Annotated in this window: 16 protein-coding genes; all 16 read right to left on the bottom strand. The window is 45.7% G+C overall.

The window, feature by feature from the left end:
* Positions 1–7: 7 nt before the first annotated feature.
* Positions 8–532: a GNAT family N-acetyltransferase gene (locus AC1931_RS01900; protein WP_483875534.1), complete on the bottom strand. Its 525-nt coding sequence runs from the start codon at positions 530–532 to the stop codon at positions 8–10.
* 485 nt (positions 533–1,017) lie between these two features.
* A complete protein-coding gene (locus AC1931_RS01895; RefSeq protein ID WP_483875533.1) occupies positions 1,018–1,557 on the bottom strand; it encodes a GNAT family N-acetyltransferase in 540 nt (179 codons plus the stop codon).
* A gap of 103 nt (positions 1,558–1,660) precedes the next feature.
* Positions 1,661–2,794, bottom strand: coding sequence for a glycosyltransferase (locus AC1931_RS01890; protein WP_483875532.1), 1,134 nt, complete (start codon positions 2,792–2,794; stop codon positions 1,661–1,663).
* A gap of 45 nt (positions 2,795–2,839) precedes the next feature.
* Positions 2,840–4,276: a lipopolysaccharide biosynthesis protein gene (locus AC1931_RS01885; RefSeq protein WP_483875531.1), complete on the bottom strand. Its 1,437-nt coding sequence runs from the start codon at positions 4,274–4,276 to the stop codon at positions 2,840–2,842.
* A 52-nt stretch (positions 4,277–4,328) separates the two neighbouring features.
* Complete coding sequence (locus tag AC1931_RS01880; RefSeq protein ID WP_483875530.1) at positions 4,329–5,246, bottom strand: glycosyltransferase family 2 protein; 918 nt, start codon at positions 5,244–5,246, stop codon at positions 4,329–4,331.
* Between the two features lie 33 nt (positions 5,247–5,279).
* Positions 5,280–6,236 (bottom strand): polysaccharide deacetylase family protein, encoded by a 957-nt coding sequence (locus AC1931_RS01875; protein WP_483875529.1) that lies wholly within the window; start codon positions 6,234–6,236, stop codon positions 5,280–5,282.
* 12 nt (positions 6,237–6,248) lie between these two features.
* Complete coding sequence (locus AC1931_RS01870) at positions 6,249–7,337, bottom strand: GNAT family N-acetyltransferase (RefSeq protein WP_483875528.1); 1,089 nt, start codon at positions 7,335–7,337, stop codon at positions 6,249–6,251.
* A 21-nt stretch (positions 7,338–7,358) separates the two neighbouring features.
* Positions 7,359–7,973: an N-acetyltransferase family protein gene (locus AC1931_RS01865; RefSeq protein WP_483875527.1), complete on the bottom strand. Its 615-nt coding sequence runs from the start codon at positions 7,971–7,973 to the stop codon at positions 7,359–7,361.
* Positions 7,973–9,151, bottom strand: a complete 1,179-nt coding sequence (locus tag AC1931_RS01860; protein WP_483875526.1) for a GNAT family N-acetyltransferase — start codon at positions 9,149–9,151, stop codon at positions 7,973–7,975. The genes AC1931_RS01865 and AC1931_RS01860 overlap by 1 nt, the downstream gene beginning before the upstream one ends.
* Before the next feature lie 6 nt (positions 9,152–9,157).
* Positions 9,158–10,177: an acyltransferase family protein gene (locus AC1931_RS01855; RefSeq protein WP_483875525.1), complete on the bottom strand. Its 1,020-nt coding sequence runs from the start codon at positions 10,175–10,177 to the stop codon at positions 9,158–9,160.
* Between the two features lie 38 nt (positions 10,178–10,215).
* Positions 10,216–11,307, bottom strand: a complete 1,092-nt coding sequence (locus AC1931_RS01850) for an amidohydrolase family protein (protein ID WP_483875524.1) — start codon at positions 11,305–11,307, stop codon at positions 10,216–10,218.
* Positions 11,304–12,887 carry an amino acid adenylation domain-containing protein gene (locus tag AC1931_RS01845; RefSeq protein ID WP_483875523.1) on the bottom strand — a complete coding sequence of 528 codons (1,584 nt, stop codon included), beginning with the start codon at positions 12,885–12,887 and terminating at the stop codon, positions 11,304–11,306. Before AC1931_RS01845 ends, AC1931_RS01850 begins: the two co-directional genes overlap by 4 nt.
* A gap of 2 nt (positions 12,888–12,889) precedes the next feature.
* Positions 12,890–14,035 carry an acyl-CoA dehydrogenase family protein gene (locus AC1931_RS01840; RefSeq protein WP_483875522.1) on the bottom strand — a complete coding sequence of 382 codons (1,146 nt, stop codon included), beginning with the start codon at positions 14,033–14,035 and terminating at the stop codon, positions 12,890–12,892.
* A gap of 11 nt (positions 14,036–14,046) precedes the next feature.
* Positions 14,047–14,298: an acyl carrier protein gene (locus AC1931_RS01835; protein ID WP_483875521.1), complete on the bottom strand. Its 252-nt coding sequence runs from the start codon at positions 14,296–14,298 to the stop codon at positions 14,047–14,049.
* A 49-nt stretch (positions 14,299–14,347) separates the two neighbouring features.
* The gene (locus tag AC1931_RS01830; protein ID WP_483875520.1) at positions 14,348–15,385 is read right to left on the bottom strand and encodes a GNAT family N-acetyltransferase; all 1,038 of its coding nucleotides are present in this window, start codon (positions 15,383–15,385) and stop codon (positions 14,348–14,350) included.
* A 31-nt stretch (positions 15,386–15,416) separates the two neighbouring features.
* On the bottom strand, positions 15,417–16,619 hold the full coding sequence (locus tag AC1931_RS01825; RefSeq protein ID WP_483875519.1) for a DegT/DnrJ/EryC1/StrS family aminotransferase: 1,203 nt from the start codon (positions 16,617–16,619) through the stop codon (positions 15,417–15,419).

The raw sequence follows: 16,619 nt of genomic DNA, 5'->3' as shown, positions 1-16,619 counted from the left end.
TATGCGCTCAATTTACAGGTGTTTGCGATTCTGATATTTTCTTAGTTTCAAGTCTGAGAGAACATTGGATACCTAAAACTTTAACAACACGTACTTTTCCTACTAAGCAAAACCCAGCTTTTACAATGCCTCTGATTGAAGCAACATTCTCAGGATAAACACTCATAAAAACACGTTTTTTACCCTGATTCTTCATTTCATTTTTTATTGTATTAATAACGTTCGGGTATATCCCTTTTCCACGAACAGTTGGGCTTGTATAACAGTGCTTTATCTCAATATCGGTGGGTTCCAGAGATAAAAGCCTGTTGTGATCTCCTTTAGAATATATCCAACTGATATGCTGTATGCCCGAGAAATCTTTAGCTACAAAAAACTCTGTCACTTTATCATATAGATGACACCTGAATTCCCATGGACAATTTTTCAGGTTGGATATGGACTGATTTAATTCTTGTGTATTTCCTTTTTCTATCTGAATATCCTCAATTTCTTTCACCTCTAGCTTATCAATATTTGAAAGATCAAACATGTATACCAAATACGGATCATTCAAATAAACTGTGCTTTTCAGGAAGAAGAAAAACTCCCTTAGAGACAGCTCTTTCCATCGAAATATTAGAACTTTAAGTGACCTCATAGAGTACCAGTTTAAAAATTGATAGATTATAAATACTAATAAATCTTCACAAAACAACAATACCTTATACTACCAAATCAACCCTACCTTAATATAAACAGTGAGCGCTAGCGGGACGCTGAAAGATTACCGGGGATGTATTTTGTTATCCTGTTTTTCAACCAGTACACGTTTAAGATAACGTTTTTTTCAAGGAAGCTGGCAAGAGTCTCTTCGGTCGGAGAAAAAGTCGACCGATATGTGGGAACATCAGAGACAAGGCAACTTTCTGTTGCTGCAAACATTATACGACACTGGCAATAGACATTCTAAACTTCGCAAAATGGCTTATGATTGAATTGAAATCACTGGAATTTTGTCCGTTGCAATTATTATTTTCATCCTTTAACGTCTTGTATTTGATTGGTACGAAAACGCTGTGAACAGGCAATTCCGAGTATTTTTAAAAAACGCAACTTACCAACATGATAAAAACCTGCCTTTTCTAGACTCTTTATTGAAGACTTGTTTTCTGGATGAACAGTAATAAAGATTCGTGTAATTCCTCTTAATTTGACATCATTTTTAATAAAATTAATAACATTTGGAGAAATCCCCCTTCCCCTAGCATCCGGCAAAGTGAAACCGTGTTTTAGTTCAATCTCATCATCATCAAGAATAAGGAGTCTGTTATGGTCACCCTTTGAATAAATCCAACTGATGTGCTGAATGCCTGATAAATCTTTTGCTACAAAAAAATCTTTGACATTATCATGTAGGTGACATCGGAACTCCCATGGGCAATCTTTCATTTTAGATATAGTGTGATCTAATTCTTCGGTAGTTCCCTTTTCTATCTGGACACCTTCTATTTCCTTCACTTCAAATTTATCAACAATTGAAAGATCAAACATGTAAACTAGATAAGGATCATTCAAATAAACTGTACTCTTCAAATAAAGGATAAAATCCTTTAAGGACAGCTCCTTCCATCGAAGTTGAAGAACTCTGATTGCCCTCATAATGCCCCTGCTTTCAGATTCATGAAATATACACACATGATATTTTTTTGTACCAATTCTCAATGCCATACTTATCAACTATGACGGTTTTGGCAGAGCTGGCTAGATTTCTTCTTAAGTTTTTATCATCATAAATTAGCCTTATTTTTTCCTTTAGCTCTTCAACAGAAGCCGGCATAACTAACATGCCACTACAATGATCTTCTATAACATTGGGTACACCCCCCACGTTACTGGCTACAACCGGAACACCCATTGCCATTGCCTCTAACAACGCCATGGGTGTACCTTCAGTCAATGACGGCAAGGCGAACAGATCAAAAGCCGCGAGCCAGTTCAACGTGTCGGTTTGAAAACCGGCAAAAATCACCTTATCACCTATACCATATTGCAAAACTTGTTGCTCCAACACTGCTCTTTCGTCGCCTTCACCGACGATCAGCATTGTTATCGGTAACCCGTCAGTAATAAGTTTGGAGACGGCATCAATGAGAAAGTTGACACCTTTTTCACAACTGAGCCTCCCTAGATAACCGATAACAAACTCATGATCCTTAATACCCAACTCTGCACGTTTCCCATTACGCCAGTTTGCAATGTCGCTGACATCAAATTCGGTCTCAACCGCATTAGCAACAACTGATACGTTACGTTCTTTCACTCCAGATGACAGCAGCTGATCTCTAATCCCTTCAGAAACGGCAATCACTTTGTGACTTGCTTTTATAGCATAAATATCAAGCTTATTATATAGTTTTAATTTTTCGTTATTTGAGATGAAACCATGACAGGTGGAGATGGTTTTTATTCCAAGCAGTCGAGCCGTTGGTATGGTACAAATATCGGCAAAATAACCGTGAGTGTGAACCAGATCAAACTGGCTTGCCCTGAGCTGTTTAAATATTCGCCAGACAACACGCGGCACCCGTAAGGGATCCCCACCTTTTTTCAGACTTACTGGCACCGTGATATATTTGTAGCCAAGCTTAGAAATTTCACGGGCGAAATAAGGTGGTTCTTCCCAAGGACGAAGTAATAAAATTGGCGTAATGTCATAATGATTGCGATCAACAGCTTTTAAAAAATTAAGGCTGACTTTTTCTGCCCCACCAAAAGTGATTGGTGTAAGTACGTAAGCAACATTTATTTTCATATAAATAATGTTATTTTCTTAAAATCAGAATAAATATCCCTCAAGTTAGGATCTGATCAAAGCTAAGGCTTCATTGAAAACCAGTCGATTAATAACCAAGGCTGCTACCGCATATGTTAAAACACCAATCAAAACCAATACCGTTATACTTAGAATATTGTAAGCTGTATTGAGCATTGTAATTTTGGTAATTGTTACAGCTGAAACCATTATAAAACCACAAACAGCTGGACGCCATAATGCTCGATAAACAACAAAAAAGGATATTCCCAAAACCTTTCTGGTGTTTTCTAGATTAATAATGAAAACTATGGGGAAAACAATCACCCAAACTAAACTGACGCCAATCAATCCAAAACTGGCAGCTATTAAAAATGAAAGTGGTAGTAAAACAACACCAACTATCTCATTTTTCAAGTCCAGGTCGGCTCGCCCTAGTCCGGTCAAAACGGGATGAAAAAGATTTCGGACCATGCAGAGAGGGACAATGAGCGAAATAATTTGAAGCGGCACAACGGAGGCGGCCCATTTATCACCTAAAAAAACATGAACAATTTCAGAAGACAGGGACGAAATCCCCCAAAAAACAGGGATGGTTATAAAGCATAAAAGACGCACGGCCTTTATCAGATACTCGCCTGATAGTGACGGGTTGTCCTGGATTGAAGAAAAGGCAGGAAAAGCAACCTGGTTGAGAATGCCACTGACCTTATCCATCAACATGAATGCCAGGGTAATTCCAACAGTATAAAATCCCAATATCTCACTACCGAGCATTTTTCCAATAATTAATGAACCCGCCGCGCTAAAATACAAATACCAAAGTATTCTAGACAATGTAATCTGACTGGAATAAGAAAAAATCTTCTTCATACCGGCAAAACTAAATTGAGGTAAATACAAAAAAGGCTGAACATAGTGAGAGGCAATCAGCATTGTGATCCTTATTGCTAAATATCCCCCTATCAAAGACCATACGCCAAACCCCAACAATGCCATTGCTAAAGTAACAACTGAACCTGCTATTGCACTAATGAATTCAACTGTGGCTATTTCTTTATATCGTAAGTTTTTTAACATAAGAGATCTTGGGACTACAGCAAGTCCCGAGAATAAAAAAATCAATGAAAGCACGGACAAAATCAGAGTAAGTTCAGGTTCCTCATAAAATTTTGCAATGAGTGGAGAAGTGGTTATCAGCAGTAGAGATATACCCAGACTGAGCGACAGAATAAATCCAAAAATAGACTCCAACTGTTTCTGGGTCAGATCGCGTCGCTGCACGATCGCAGCCCCTAAGCCCATTTCACTTACCATCCCAAAAAAGTTAATAAATACTCCTGCCATTGCCATCAAGCCGTAATCATCAGGGCTTAATAAACGTATAACAAAAATTGTTACCAACCAGGTAAAAAGCTGCCCGAGCAAGCGCATTCCTGCGCTCCATCGCAACCCGGACATCACTTTGTTACGTAACATCATGTAATAACAACCATTCTTTCATTGGCATAAACACAAGTGTCAGACCATCAAATTATTTTGTAATTTTCAAAGATGATTTAATGATTGCAACAGACTGCTGCAACACGAACTTTACTGCCTGGAAAATGTTTCTGCCATAAGTGATTGACCTAAACGCATAACCTATGGCTTCAAGATGGTTTCCAGCACTGGACGCATCATAGGCAAACAGAATATATGATTTTGCGAAAATCGCTCGGATCTGTTCTTTTGTTAATTTATCCCGCCAATACCAGACTGTTTTCATTACTGCAGGAAGATAAGTTTTACCGGTTGCGCTACTATGTAGACTACTAAGACTTTTTCCATGAATCATGTAGTTAATGAGCGGCTCATCAATATAGCCTATCCGCCCAAAACGAGGCAGGCGCCACCACAGGTCACGGTCTTCACTGCTTTTCAACCTAATATCAAACATACCGGAAAAAATTAGAGCGTTTTTCTTGACCAAAAAACACGAGGTAGTGATGTAGCATTCATTGATTATTTTATACAGTTCGCTGTTTTCTGATAACTCAGGAGCTTGATGAACTAAAAAAACTTCAGTCCCGTCGTCTCGGATGTGAGATATCGCACACCCGACACCAACATAACTTGAATCTACATCTAAAAAAGCTACCTGTTTTTCGAGCTTTTTCGGCTTCCAGGTGTCATCCGAATCCAGAAAACCAATAAATTCACCTTGTGCACAAAAAATGCCCCAGTTTCTGGCAGCTGAAACCCCCAGATTTTGAGGCAAGATTTCCAGCCGTAACGGCAAAGGGGCTTTATCTATCATGGACTTGACCACATCAACTGTTTTATCTGTTGAGCCATCATCACAAACAATGACTTCAAGATCGCGGTAGGTCTGGTTGAAAACTGACTCAATTGCCGCTTTGATCAAATGTTCACGATTGTATGTAGGAATCACAACACTGACTCGTGGCATAAATGAAAAACTCCTTTAACCCGGCAGTTTAACTCATAAAGTACTGACGGTTTCTTTCAATAACGTCGAAGTGCAAAAGTGGTTGTTTGTATGAATCATAAAATCTTCTATCGAGCTGATAAAACCCTTTTCACCATCCGAGCTACGAACAAACGGACTCAACCCCGCTTTAAGCGTCGTTGAATGAAACGACATATTCAGCACCGGTACACCCTGCCCCCTTACTTGCTCCGCCAACTTGATCATAGTGTTAGCGTCTGCATGTTCTGGTGACAACCACACCTTGTTAAGCAGTTTGGCCCGACAGAGCAATCCTTTAAGACGCAGTTTTCTACCGATGGGTGTTTCAATTGCCTTGGTGATTTGTTGACAACGCCTGAAATTACCCTGCAAAAATCCAACGGTGGCCGGCACCTGTAACAAGGGGCCATTATCACAAGGGGTTGCAATATCATCCGGATGAAAACGATAAGGATGCAGAGGAAAATCACGATAGTCGGGACCGTGATACTCGCTCCAATCAACAAAGGGCGAAACGGAGGTATCGACCTTGTAGCCCAAAGCGGCCAATGAGCGGGCAACGGCCGAACTGAACCCCCAGCGGCCGGAGCGAAAAGACACCGGCACAATGCCGAAGTTTTCACAAATAACCTGATGCAGTGTTGTCAGCTTTTTGTGAACCAGATCTTCCGGCAGATTACAGAGCATACTGTTGACATCGTTGATCTCTTCTTCAAAGGGTGGCGTATTCCAGGGGTGACAGTGCATACCGATTTCGCAGGTCCCGTTATTAAGAAAACCTTTGAGGATCTTGACCGATTCAGGACTGGTGGCCACCGGGTAAGTAATCAGGTAGGTGGGACGAATCTGATACCGGTCGAACATCTGCTGCAGAGGGATGAGCTTTTCGATATTGGTGACCGGATTATCTGTAGATGAATAACGCGCCCAGTTGTCTTCTTCAGTATCGATGGTGATGATAAGTTTCACTGCACGCCCCCTCTATCGCAGAATCAGCTTGGCCAGTTGTCTATGGGTTTCGAGAAACGACAGGCTAACGGTAGAGAAGCGTCGTTGCCGAAACTGGAAGGTCAGCGTACGATACCCCGTGCTGGCCCAATGAAATTTATAGCGCTCTGTCCCCTTTAAAAAATCGTAATACCGACAATCGGTCTTCAAGGCATCAATCAACACCATCCCGACCAGGATATTGCCGAAGCTGATTTTGGCATTGTACTCCTTATCGACCGCCATCAGATACATATAAAGGGTGTCGCGGTATTCAAAATGGAGAAGCGCCGCCACGTCTGTACCATCAACGACCAATGTATCCAGTTGTAATGGCGCTTGCTTTGAATAGTTAGCCATCAAGTTCTGGATAATGGTTTTGACCGGGTGCACGGATCGGCCGCCCTTGTCCTGATACAGTTTAAAGAAGGCGTTGAGGCCATCGGCGACGTCGGCACCTTTGATCTGTTGGTGGTTTAACTGATAGTCGCGTTGTGCAACGCGAACATCCTGCTTGAATTTTTTACGCCATCCCGACGACATCGCAGCATACAGGGCATCTTCCGATTCAGGCAATTCCATCACCGGACAATACGAACTGCGATTCAAGGTGCTGGCTTTGCCTTTTTCCTCAATAACCATTTCAAAATGGATCAAGAACAAACTGTCGGCCCGAATGTCAGTCAGGGTGAGTTGATCCCACTGATCGGCCATGTCGCCGGTCAGATAATCAAACAGTTCAGTTGCTATTTTTTTTTCATAACCTTTAGCGCAAATCACATCAACATAATCAGTTCCGGATTCCGGTGTGCCGATATAGCGCAACTCCCTGACCGCCAGCGGACCGGACTTATTTACTGTCAGGTATAGAGGAGCAATTCCAACAAGTCTGGATTTATCTCGCAGCAAAAGAACCCACATTGTCCGCTCAGTCGTCAGACAGGCCTGCGCCCATGAGTAGAGCCACTCCCAGGTAAGAAAAAAGGATGAGACAGCGGATTCATGCAGAAGCTTGTTCCATTCATCGCGCATGTCGCGCCACTGATCCATACCGGAACATACTGTGATCGTTAAATTTGACATCAATCGCCCGACAGCCAGGATTTAAAAGATTTTACGTCTGTTTAATTTTCCAAAAAACAGATGATAGGTTGCGATATAACCGATGCGCTTGAACCCTAGCTTCATGAACGCTTTTTCGGAATAAACATTCCCATCATCAATCATGCAGGTAGCGGTTTTGCAACCATTGTTTCGGGCTTCGTTGAACAGTGAAAGAATTGAAAACTTCTGCACCCCCTTGTTGCGGTGCTTTTCGAAGGTATAGCAATCAAAAATATAGACGTTTTGCGGGATAGCTTTGATATTGTAACGCATGCGCGGTTCATAGTTGTCACCATAAGAAACACACGAGTAATTCATGGTTTCACCATTGGCATCGACCATCACGTAAACCATGTCGGTGGCATCCGGTGCCAGGGTCTTTAACCACTGCTGTCCTTTTTCTTTGGTATATTCCGCTGGATGCTCGCGAATCAACTGCTCGATCAGCTCTTCCGTCAAGAGCAAAGCCTGATAGTCATAGCCATCAAGCAGATCATCCCCGGGTGGTATATCAGTCTGGTAGATATAGGTTTTGAGATACAATCGGTGCTTCAACCTGACGGTTATCCCCTTAAGCCCCTCTGTCCTGGCGATATCGAGCATTTTAGCGATCATCAATCAGCTCCGTTTGACGATGGTGTTGTAGCTGATGGCGTATTCCTAGCGCTGGTCAGTTGTTTTAAATAATCAACCAGTTTCTCAATAAGAAATACAAAGCGGCGTCTTTTGACCAGGATCCGACTGATCGGTGGTGCGGGGGCGACAAAAAACTTCTTGTAGCTTTCGGTGCCATCAGGAAGCAGATCATAGGATAGCGCGCCGATACCGGCGCAGTAACGCATAGCTTCGAAGTGTGAAACGTAACCGGGGCGCAGCCTGTTATCGTCCATCAGGACAAAGCCTGTCTGCTGCATATAGACGCGGTTGCGGTAGTAATGTCCGTACAAATACCCAAGAACCAGTTCACCACAACTGACCTTGAACATCAGAATAAGCCCGTCATCAAAAAAATTGTTAATCATGCGCGTATGAAAGTCGGTCCAATGAGGATTGGCAAAGGAGCCGTCCTCGCCGGCCGCCTGCCAGCGCTGGGTATGCAGATCGCGCATCTGCTCAAAAAATTCGATAGCGGTGGCTCTATCCGCCGCGGCATCGAAATGAATATTACAAAGCTCAGCAAAAGCACTGAGTGACTGTTTGAGTTGTTTTTTTGATTTTTTTTTGCAGGTGTGCAGAAGAGCTTCCCCTGTAGTGTCAGGCAAATTCAGATCCTTGACCCAGCCAAAAGCGGTCTTTTCAGTATCAACTGCCAAACCATGATCGACGTTGCTGACCCGTTCTACATCTGCCGGCAGTAATGACGACAGCAGAATTTCATCCCATTGCTTATTGAACCGCTTTGCCGCCTGAAAGAACATCCGCCAGGCCTTTTGCTCCGAACCTTTACGGGTCAGCAGACCATTATAGGCTTTGATCATGTCGAAACCCGGCGCGAGATATTCATTAATTTGTAACTGCAGGGTGCGCACCAGGTTTTTTTTCCGGCGTGCCGGGCACAGGGTCAGCAGACAGCAGGAATGAGAAACGCCGTCATGACGATAGACAAACAAGTAGACAGGCGCTTTCCCCAGCACCATCTCCAGCCAGGTCGACATCCAGAACCAGGAGTTGAAGAAACCGTCGTCACTTTGGGCTTCGATCTCCAGCCAGATATTCTTGACCTGGCTGCTGGATTCAACCTGATAGATCACGGCCGAATCAAGGCCTTCAGTGTGTGTGTAGAGCTCTTTCATATCATCTCACGGTGCCAGTTTTACCCATGCCGGTCGCTGTAACAGCCATAGGCCGGAATTGACTTTTTGTGCCAACCAATACAGTAAGACCGACGCCAGCAGTGTAAATACAGTAAGGATTACTGCGAACAGTCCGGGTGGATAGTTTGAATATAACGACTGCATGATATAGGACATCAGCTTCATCGGCAGATAGAACGGCAGAAAAATAATAATCGAATTAGCACCGAGATATTGCAGCCATTCCATGTTGGGGAGTTTTTGCAGCAGAGCGCCGATAGTGATCACCGCATAGGCGCCGTAAAAACCGAGCACCAGACTGAAGATGGTGTACTCAAGAAAGTCGTTGAACACCAGCAGGCTGTTAACCGCAATCCACACTCCGAGCATCGTCAGGGCAATCCACGGATACTGCTGCACCTTGCGGGCGTAGGCAAAAAAGTGGCTGGCAAAAGCGTAACCTGCATAGAAAAAGACAAAACGCTCAAAAAACTGTTCCGGCATCATCGACATCTGGATATCAACCGGTGGGAACAAATGCACCAGGCACAATATTGGAAACACAATCCACACAGGCACGCCCTTGACCAACCGGGTGGCAACAAAAAAGATCGGCAACATCAGGATAAACCAGAGCTGGCTGAAGGGCCAGAACAGGGTCATGCTGATAAAGCTTTTGGCTATATAGATAAAGCTTTCTCCGGCAAACTCACCGATACTGATCCGATAGATCATATAGATGACGCTCCAGAGAATATAGAAGTACAGAAAGTGCGCGACTTTGCGGTCGAAATAATGGCGCCAGGGTTTATTGATCACACGGGCCAGAAACAGGCCGCTGAGCAGAAAGAAGTCGGGCATCCGGAACGGCTTGGCAAATTCGACCCAGTATTGCATCCACCCGGCGGTGTCAAAAGCACCACGCGCCTCACCGGCTGTGTAAAGCGTAACAACGGCGATAATACAGATTCCCTTGGCATAATCGACCCACTCAACCCGGTCATTCTGTAATGATTGTGATGTCATGACAGTGCTCCTTCCATACCTTACCCAATCAGTCATACTTACAATGTAAGCCTTGTAATTGTTGTGGTGTCAAGGGCACCGACGAACACTTTTTGTGGATTGGTACTGATCATCTGTAAAAAAGCTTGATTTTTCGTCATTCCGGTTCGATCAAGGGCCGCCCACAGCTTGACCATGGCGGTCCAGGATTTTTCGTACAGAGCGTCGGAACCGAACAAAATCCGGGCCGGATCAAGATTGTTCAGCAGCAGCTGCAATACCTCCAGGCTGATCCCTGAGGTATCGACATAAAGGTGATCGTGACGTTCAAGCAGTGGCACCAGGATCGGCAAGATATCGGCTTCCACCTCGGACAAAGGATGACCGTAGCTTCCGGAGTGGGCCAGAACGACCGGATACGAGGTGATATTCCAGTTGATCTGTTGCAGATTGGACAATATCCCATAGGCGGTTGTGTGAGGATCCTGACATTCGGGACTTAAACCACTGTGAATCACGACCGGCAAATGATTGCTGCCGGCGGCTTCCAGCAACCGTTCAATCCGCTCTTTCCCGGAGGCTAACGCCGGGTTAATGGCAGTGACGTTGGGGTGTATTTTCATTGCTGCCGGCGGGTGCAGCGTCACAAGTCTTGCGGTTTCTTTGACAACATCCTCGTCGGCAACATCATTGCCGATACAACAGGCGAGCATGAAATCCTTGTGGCCGCCGAACATCTCGATCATTGCAGCCAGATGGGCGTCACCTCGTTCATCGGCGGCGGCGACCGGCAGCATCAACAGCTTATCGATACCGCACAATTGCATCTGGTCGGCAAAAACTCGCGGGCCGGTGTGGGCGTAGATTCGGCGCGCAGCCAGGGTTGACGCCATAATCTGAAATTTCCTGGGCATGTTCTTTCCGGCTGAGGAAACCGGCGCGGTGAAGTCCGTCCCGACGATACAGGGCGGTTGATAATCGGCCGTTCCACAGACATAGAGCCCGGGTGAATCAGGTACTGAAGCAAATTGGCAGGGATCAAACATCACTTCATAGGGGTGAACATGACAGTCGAAAAACAGGCGATTTTCTTTACATTCCTGAATGGCGGTTAACGCCTGCTGCACTTCATCTGCTGTCATTCTGATCATGGTGTTGCCGTAAGCTGACGGGACAAGAGATTCCAGTCGATTTTACCACGACTGCAACGAGGCATCCGGTCAATGGGAATGAGTGTTTTAGGTACCATGTGAACAGGCAAACGACTGCGCAATTCGGCCAGGATGTGTGTCGAGGTTATTTCTTCGTCGGCTTCCCAGAAGGCGACCAGTTTTTTTACCCCGTCGTTCAGATTTGCGTCGGTCAGGCAAACGGCAGCATCCCTGACCCCCGGAATTGCGAGCAGGGCTTTTTCGATGTCAGCGGCTTCGATCCGATACCCCATATATTTAAGCTGACGATCCTTACGACCGACAAATTCAAGGTTTCCGTCATCGGCCAAACGCGCCAGATCACCGGTTTTGTAGATTCTCGTCCCGTTTTCGGTGGTCGTAAAGGACTGCGCGGTTTTAACCGGATCGTTAAAATAGCCTCTGGCTAATCCTGAACCGGAAATGCACAATTCTCCGACTTCTCCGGGCGCAACCTGGCGGCACTCGTCATCAATCAGTAAAATCCCGGTATCATCTCGGGCGGTTCCGATCGGTATGTTTTGCTGCGGACCGCTCGGTATGCTGTCGATCTGATAACAGACGGAAACACCGGTTGCTTCGGTAGGGCCATAAGCATTATAAAAAGTTTTTTCAGGAAATACCGACATCCAGTCGATCAGGTATTTTGTCGGCAGGGTCTCTCCGGCGAACAATACCTGTTTCAGGTGGGGCATGGAGCCGGGGGTTAAACATCCGGTTCGGGCCATATACATGAGCAGTGAAGCAACCCCTTTCCACAGGGTGATCTGATGTTGATCAATAAAATTGACCAGCTTTTGAGGGAAAAGGGTCAAGGCCTCCGAGGCAATATAGAGGGTTGCTCCGGCCTTGAGGGCGGTGTAGATGTCAAAGGTTGACATGTCGAAATGAAATGGCGCCGTACTAAGAATTCTGTCGGCCGGCGTGATATTGAATCGGCGGCATGCCCAGTCGGCGTAAGCCTTGACATTGGCATGGGATATCATGACCCCTTTGGGAACACCAGTGGAGCCTGAGGTGTAGAGAATGTAAGCCAGATCGTCCGGCTGATTGACGCAATCATGCAAAGGTGAGGGCTTGCTGCTGGTGCTCTGAGGACCCGACCTCAGCTCATCAGTCCGTCTGTCTTCTGACAATTCGGTTTCAAGTTGCAGGATGGCAACAGACGACATCTGCGCTGCGTGCAGGGCTGCTTCCAGAGGCTCCCTGGAAGTTTTATCGCAGATAACGGCTGCGGGAACAGCATCCTGCAAAATAGCGGCGACTCGAGCTGGTGGTGTTTTGTGATCGAGGGGCAGATAAACAGCGTCGGCTTGCAATACGCCGAGGATTGCCACCACACTGTTGATGGATCGCGGTAAAAAAATGACGACACGATCCTGTGCTGCGACTTCTCGTTGTTTAAGAGCGTTGGTGATGCGCAAACTGTGGATTGACAGCTGGCGATAAGTCAAGCCGGAGGAGCCGTCGGTCACAGCGATCTTGTCAGGTTGCCGGTCGAGCTGGTCATCCAGATAATGTTGTAAAAGACAGGATGCCATGGCTAAAGTCCAATCAGCCTCGAGATAATATTATGCTGCATTTCAGAGGTTCCCGAGTAGATGGTTGCCGCGATACTGTCACGCAGGTCTCTTTCGATTTCGTATTCGCTCATAAAACCGTAACCGCCGTGTATCTGTACAGCATCAAGACAGGCCTGCTTGAGGCTTTCACTGATAAAAAGTTTGCAGATAGAGGCATCCAGAGGGGCACGTTTTTTCTTATCCTTGGCGGTTGCGCATTTATAAAGGATGCCCTTGCCGAGCTCGATATTTACCTTCATGGTCGAAATTTTGTGGGCGATGGCCTGATAACTTCCGATATGAGCACCGAAGGCTTTTCTCTGCTTGGCGTAGTTAACAGATATTTCAAAGATACGCTCCAGAGTCCCCAGATGAGCCGCCGGCAGAAAGCAACGTTCCCACTCCATTGAATCGTTAAAAATGATGGCACCCTGCCCTTCCCTGCCCAGGAGTTGAGTAGTTGGAACGGAACAGTTGTCAAAAAACAGTTCACCGTTTTTAAGACTGCTCAACCCGGTTTTTTTAAAGGGCTTGCCCTTGTCAAAACCTGGTGTCTCTTTGTCCACAACCAGCGCCGATATGCGTCCGAGGGTGTTTTTTTGCTGATCGGTCACGGCAAACACAATCACAACATCGGCGATGGGACCATTGGAGATAAAGACTTTATTGCCAGACAGCAGGTAATTAGCGTCGGATTTTTCGGCCCTGGTTCGCATCGCCATGGCATCAGATCCGGTACCGGGTTCGGTGATAGCCTGGGCAAAAACTTTTTCACCTGAGCATAATAAAGGCAGATATTTCTTTTTTATTTCTGCGCTACCGAACAGTTGAATCTGCAAGCCGCAGAGGATCTGCGTGGCAATGGCGTGAACTAAACCGGCATCTTTACAGCCATAACCAAGATATTGAAGGGTCAGAACCGTCGTCAGGAAATCCGCCTCACAGCCGCCGTATTCTTCGGCAAACGGAAGGGCCAGCAACTGCATCTCGGCACATTTGTGCCAGGCATCCCAGGGAAATTCATCCCGCACCTCAAGGTCATTCAGATCGTAAACAAGTTCATTACGACAGAAACTGATAATGGTGTCCTTCCACAGGCGTTGCTCATCGGTCAGTTCGAAATCCATGCACTCCCCCCTTAACTTTGGCCACATTTCTGGGAGATCAGACCGTTAATTGTAGCGATTGAAGCAAAGTTTTCAGGGACCAGATCATCCCCGGAAACCTCAATGGAAAAGTCGGACTCTAAAAATCCGAGCAATGACATGATGCCGAGGGAATCAATAATTCCGGAATCTATCAGTGGGGTGGTTTCCGACAATTGACTTGGGTCTCCATCCGTCATCAATTGAGTAACGATGAAATGCTTCAATTTTTCAGTGGCAGTCATGTTATGTCCTTTCTTTGTTCTTGATTATTGGCAACAGCAATCCTACAGTTTAAATATCATTGTCAGCGGCACTCAAATACCAATGGCCGGCCATGATATCCGGAAGCTCCTCTTTTTTTTCTTTGGGCACGTAGAGTATCGTTTTGAGTTCTTTGGACCGCACGGAAAAACCGTTTTTGATTAATTTATCCATGAGAGCATTGTCGCCGGCATAATCAGTAGAGATAGACTCAATACCCTCTTTTTTCATAAAACGATGAAATGAGGAAAAAAGTGCGTCCGCTTCCGAGTAGTCGGAGCTTGTCATGGCCATATCTACAACTGATGTTCTGTTGTCTGTTTTGCTGTAAACGATGAACGCCTTCAATGCATTGTCACTTTTATCCAGCATCGTGTAGATTGAATATTTTTCGTAAGGAGACTGACAAAACCTCCAGTTGAGGTAATCACTGTTTATCTCACCTTTTATTTTATAGTTGTTGATGGTTTCCTTATTGAATTCATCAAATCTTTCATCAAACGAATTTATTGCTTCATATCTGTAACGACTATCGCTGGACAAGCCGTACCGGAGTAACAAAAAACCGTCCAGCGGATATGAAAACAGCCTGGCCAGCAAGGCAGGCATGCGCCTTTTCAGTAAATATTCAGCCCTTAATACTTTTGTCATGCTGAAACGGGGACTGATATCTTTAAAACCACTCATGATCAGAACCGGACCGGAGAGATGATTAGGGAAACCAAATAGTACGCACTTATCTTCTTCGCTTTTTTTCAGTGCGGCCTTGATCAGCATGATGGCCGGACCCAGGGAACGGTGCTTGGTATCAACGACAAGATCACCACAAATATAGCTATCGACATACTGACCGTTCAACATCAGCCGGCGTGGAAATAAGGAATATGATCCTACAATTGAGTCAGACTCTACATCTTTAAGCAAAAAAGTCGTTGGTTTACCATAGGGGTTATTATTGTATATCCATTCATAGCGACCGGGTGGTGAGCCTTCAAAATTACGTTGCCACAACGAAACGATTAAATCCTGATCCTTACCCAGATCTGCATGAGTTATTACGTATCCCACGATGAACCTCTCCTCGCCAAATAAGTCCAGATTAATTGTTTTTGGCCAATGACTGGCATAGTAAAGCAATGCGTCCCTGATCGCCAGCTTTTAAATAATGATGTACCGGAAGAGTTATTAACCTCTTAGCTACAGATACGGCCTGGAAATACTCCTGACCGGTGAACTGATCGGCAATCTCTGGAATGCGATGGATGGCGTCAGGGTAGGATATGGCAACACCAAGTCCGGCATCTTCACTTTGGCGGATCATCAATTCTGCCTGCTGCGGACTATCCAGAAACAGTGGAAAGCGGATCAGGGGATGCGATTTGCCATGATCACTGGCTGTAAAGGACCCGGTGAAAATTGATTGCCAGTCGCCGACATGGGCCGTTCTGATCAGTTTTGATGTTGCCAGGGTGTTGCGCCAGTGCCGCCCCAGACCCGCCTGAAAAGCGGTGAGTTTTTTTATGCTGAAACCGGTGTCATAAATGGTTTCACCAATTTTTAAAAACGGCAGGCTTTTCGGCAACCAGAACAGCCAGGGATGCATCAGCAGATTGAGGGCAACAGCATACACCACCAGCTTGATTTTTTCCGTTCGCTGGTATTCGGGCAGGGTTTCATATTCACTGCGGATCAAGGCGGCAAGCTCATCGTCACTGGTGAGGATGACGCCTCCTTCGACCGTGGACAGGGCCTTTCCCCGCCCGAGACTGAAAAAACCGACATCCCCCAATGTGCCAAGCTTTTGCCCTTGAACTTCTCCCCCCATGGCCTGAGCAGCATCTTCAACAATGGTGACCTGCGGGTCAGTGAGCAGTGACCGTATAGCGGCGATATCTGCCGGCAGACCGAACAGATGGGTCGGGATAACACATAAAAGTTTTTTGTTATCAAGTTGTTGCGATAGCTTATTTAAGTCAAAATCGAGACTGTTCTCGCCAATATCGCACAACCGCACCTTCAACCCGGCACGAGCGATAGCCGAAGGCACCGAGTAGCAGGTGAATGCGGGAATAAGGACTTCGTCGCGATCGGGATAACGCTGATGCAGAGCCTTTAAAATCAGGGTCAGGGCGGCCTTGCCGGAGGAAACCGGGAAGCAGTGGCGCTGGTTATAGTGCAAAGACAAGTCTGCAGCAAATGCATCGCGGGCAGCATGACCTTTTACCAGGCCAAGCAGACCGAAAACGAAATTGGTCCAGCCGATAGGTGATGCTGCAGGTGGTAAGGTTCTGCCGATACGCAT

The organism is Pelovirga sp. C15f (genome assembly GCF_057178085.1).
The sequence above is the reverse complement of the archived record's forward strand: the minus strand, read 5'-3'. Positions and strand labels throughout refer to the sequence as shown.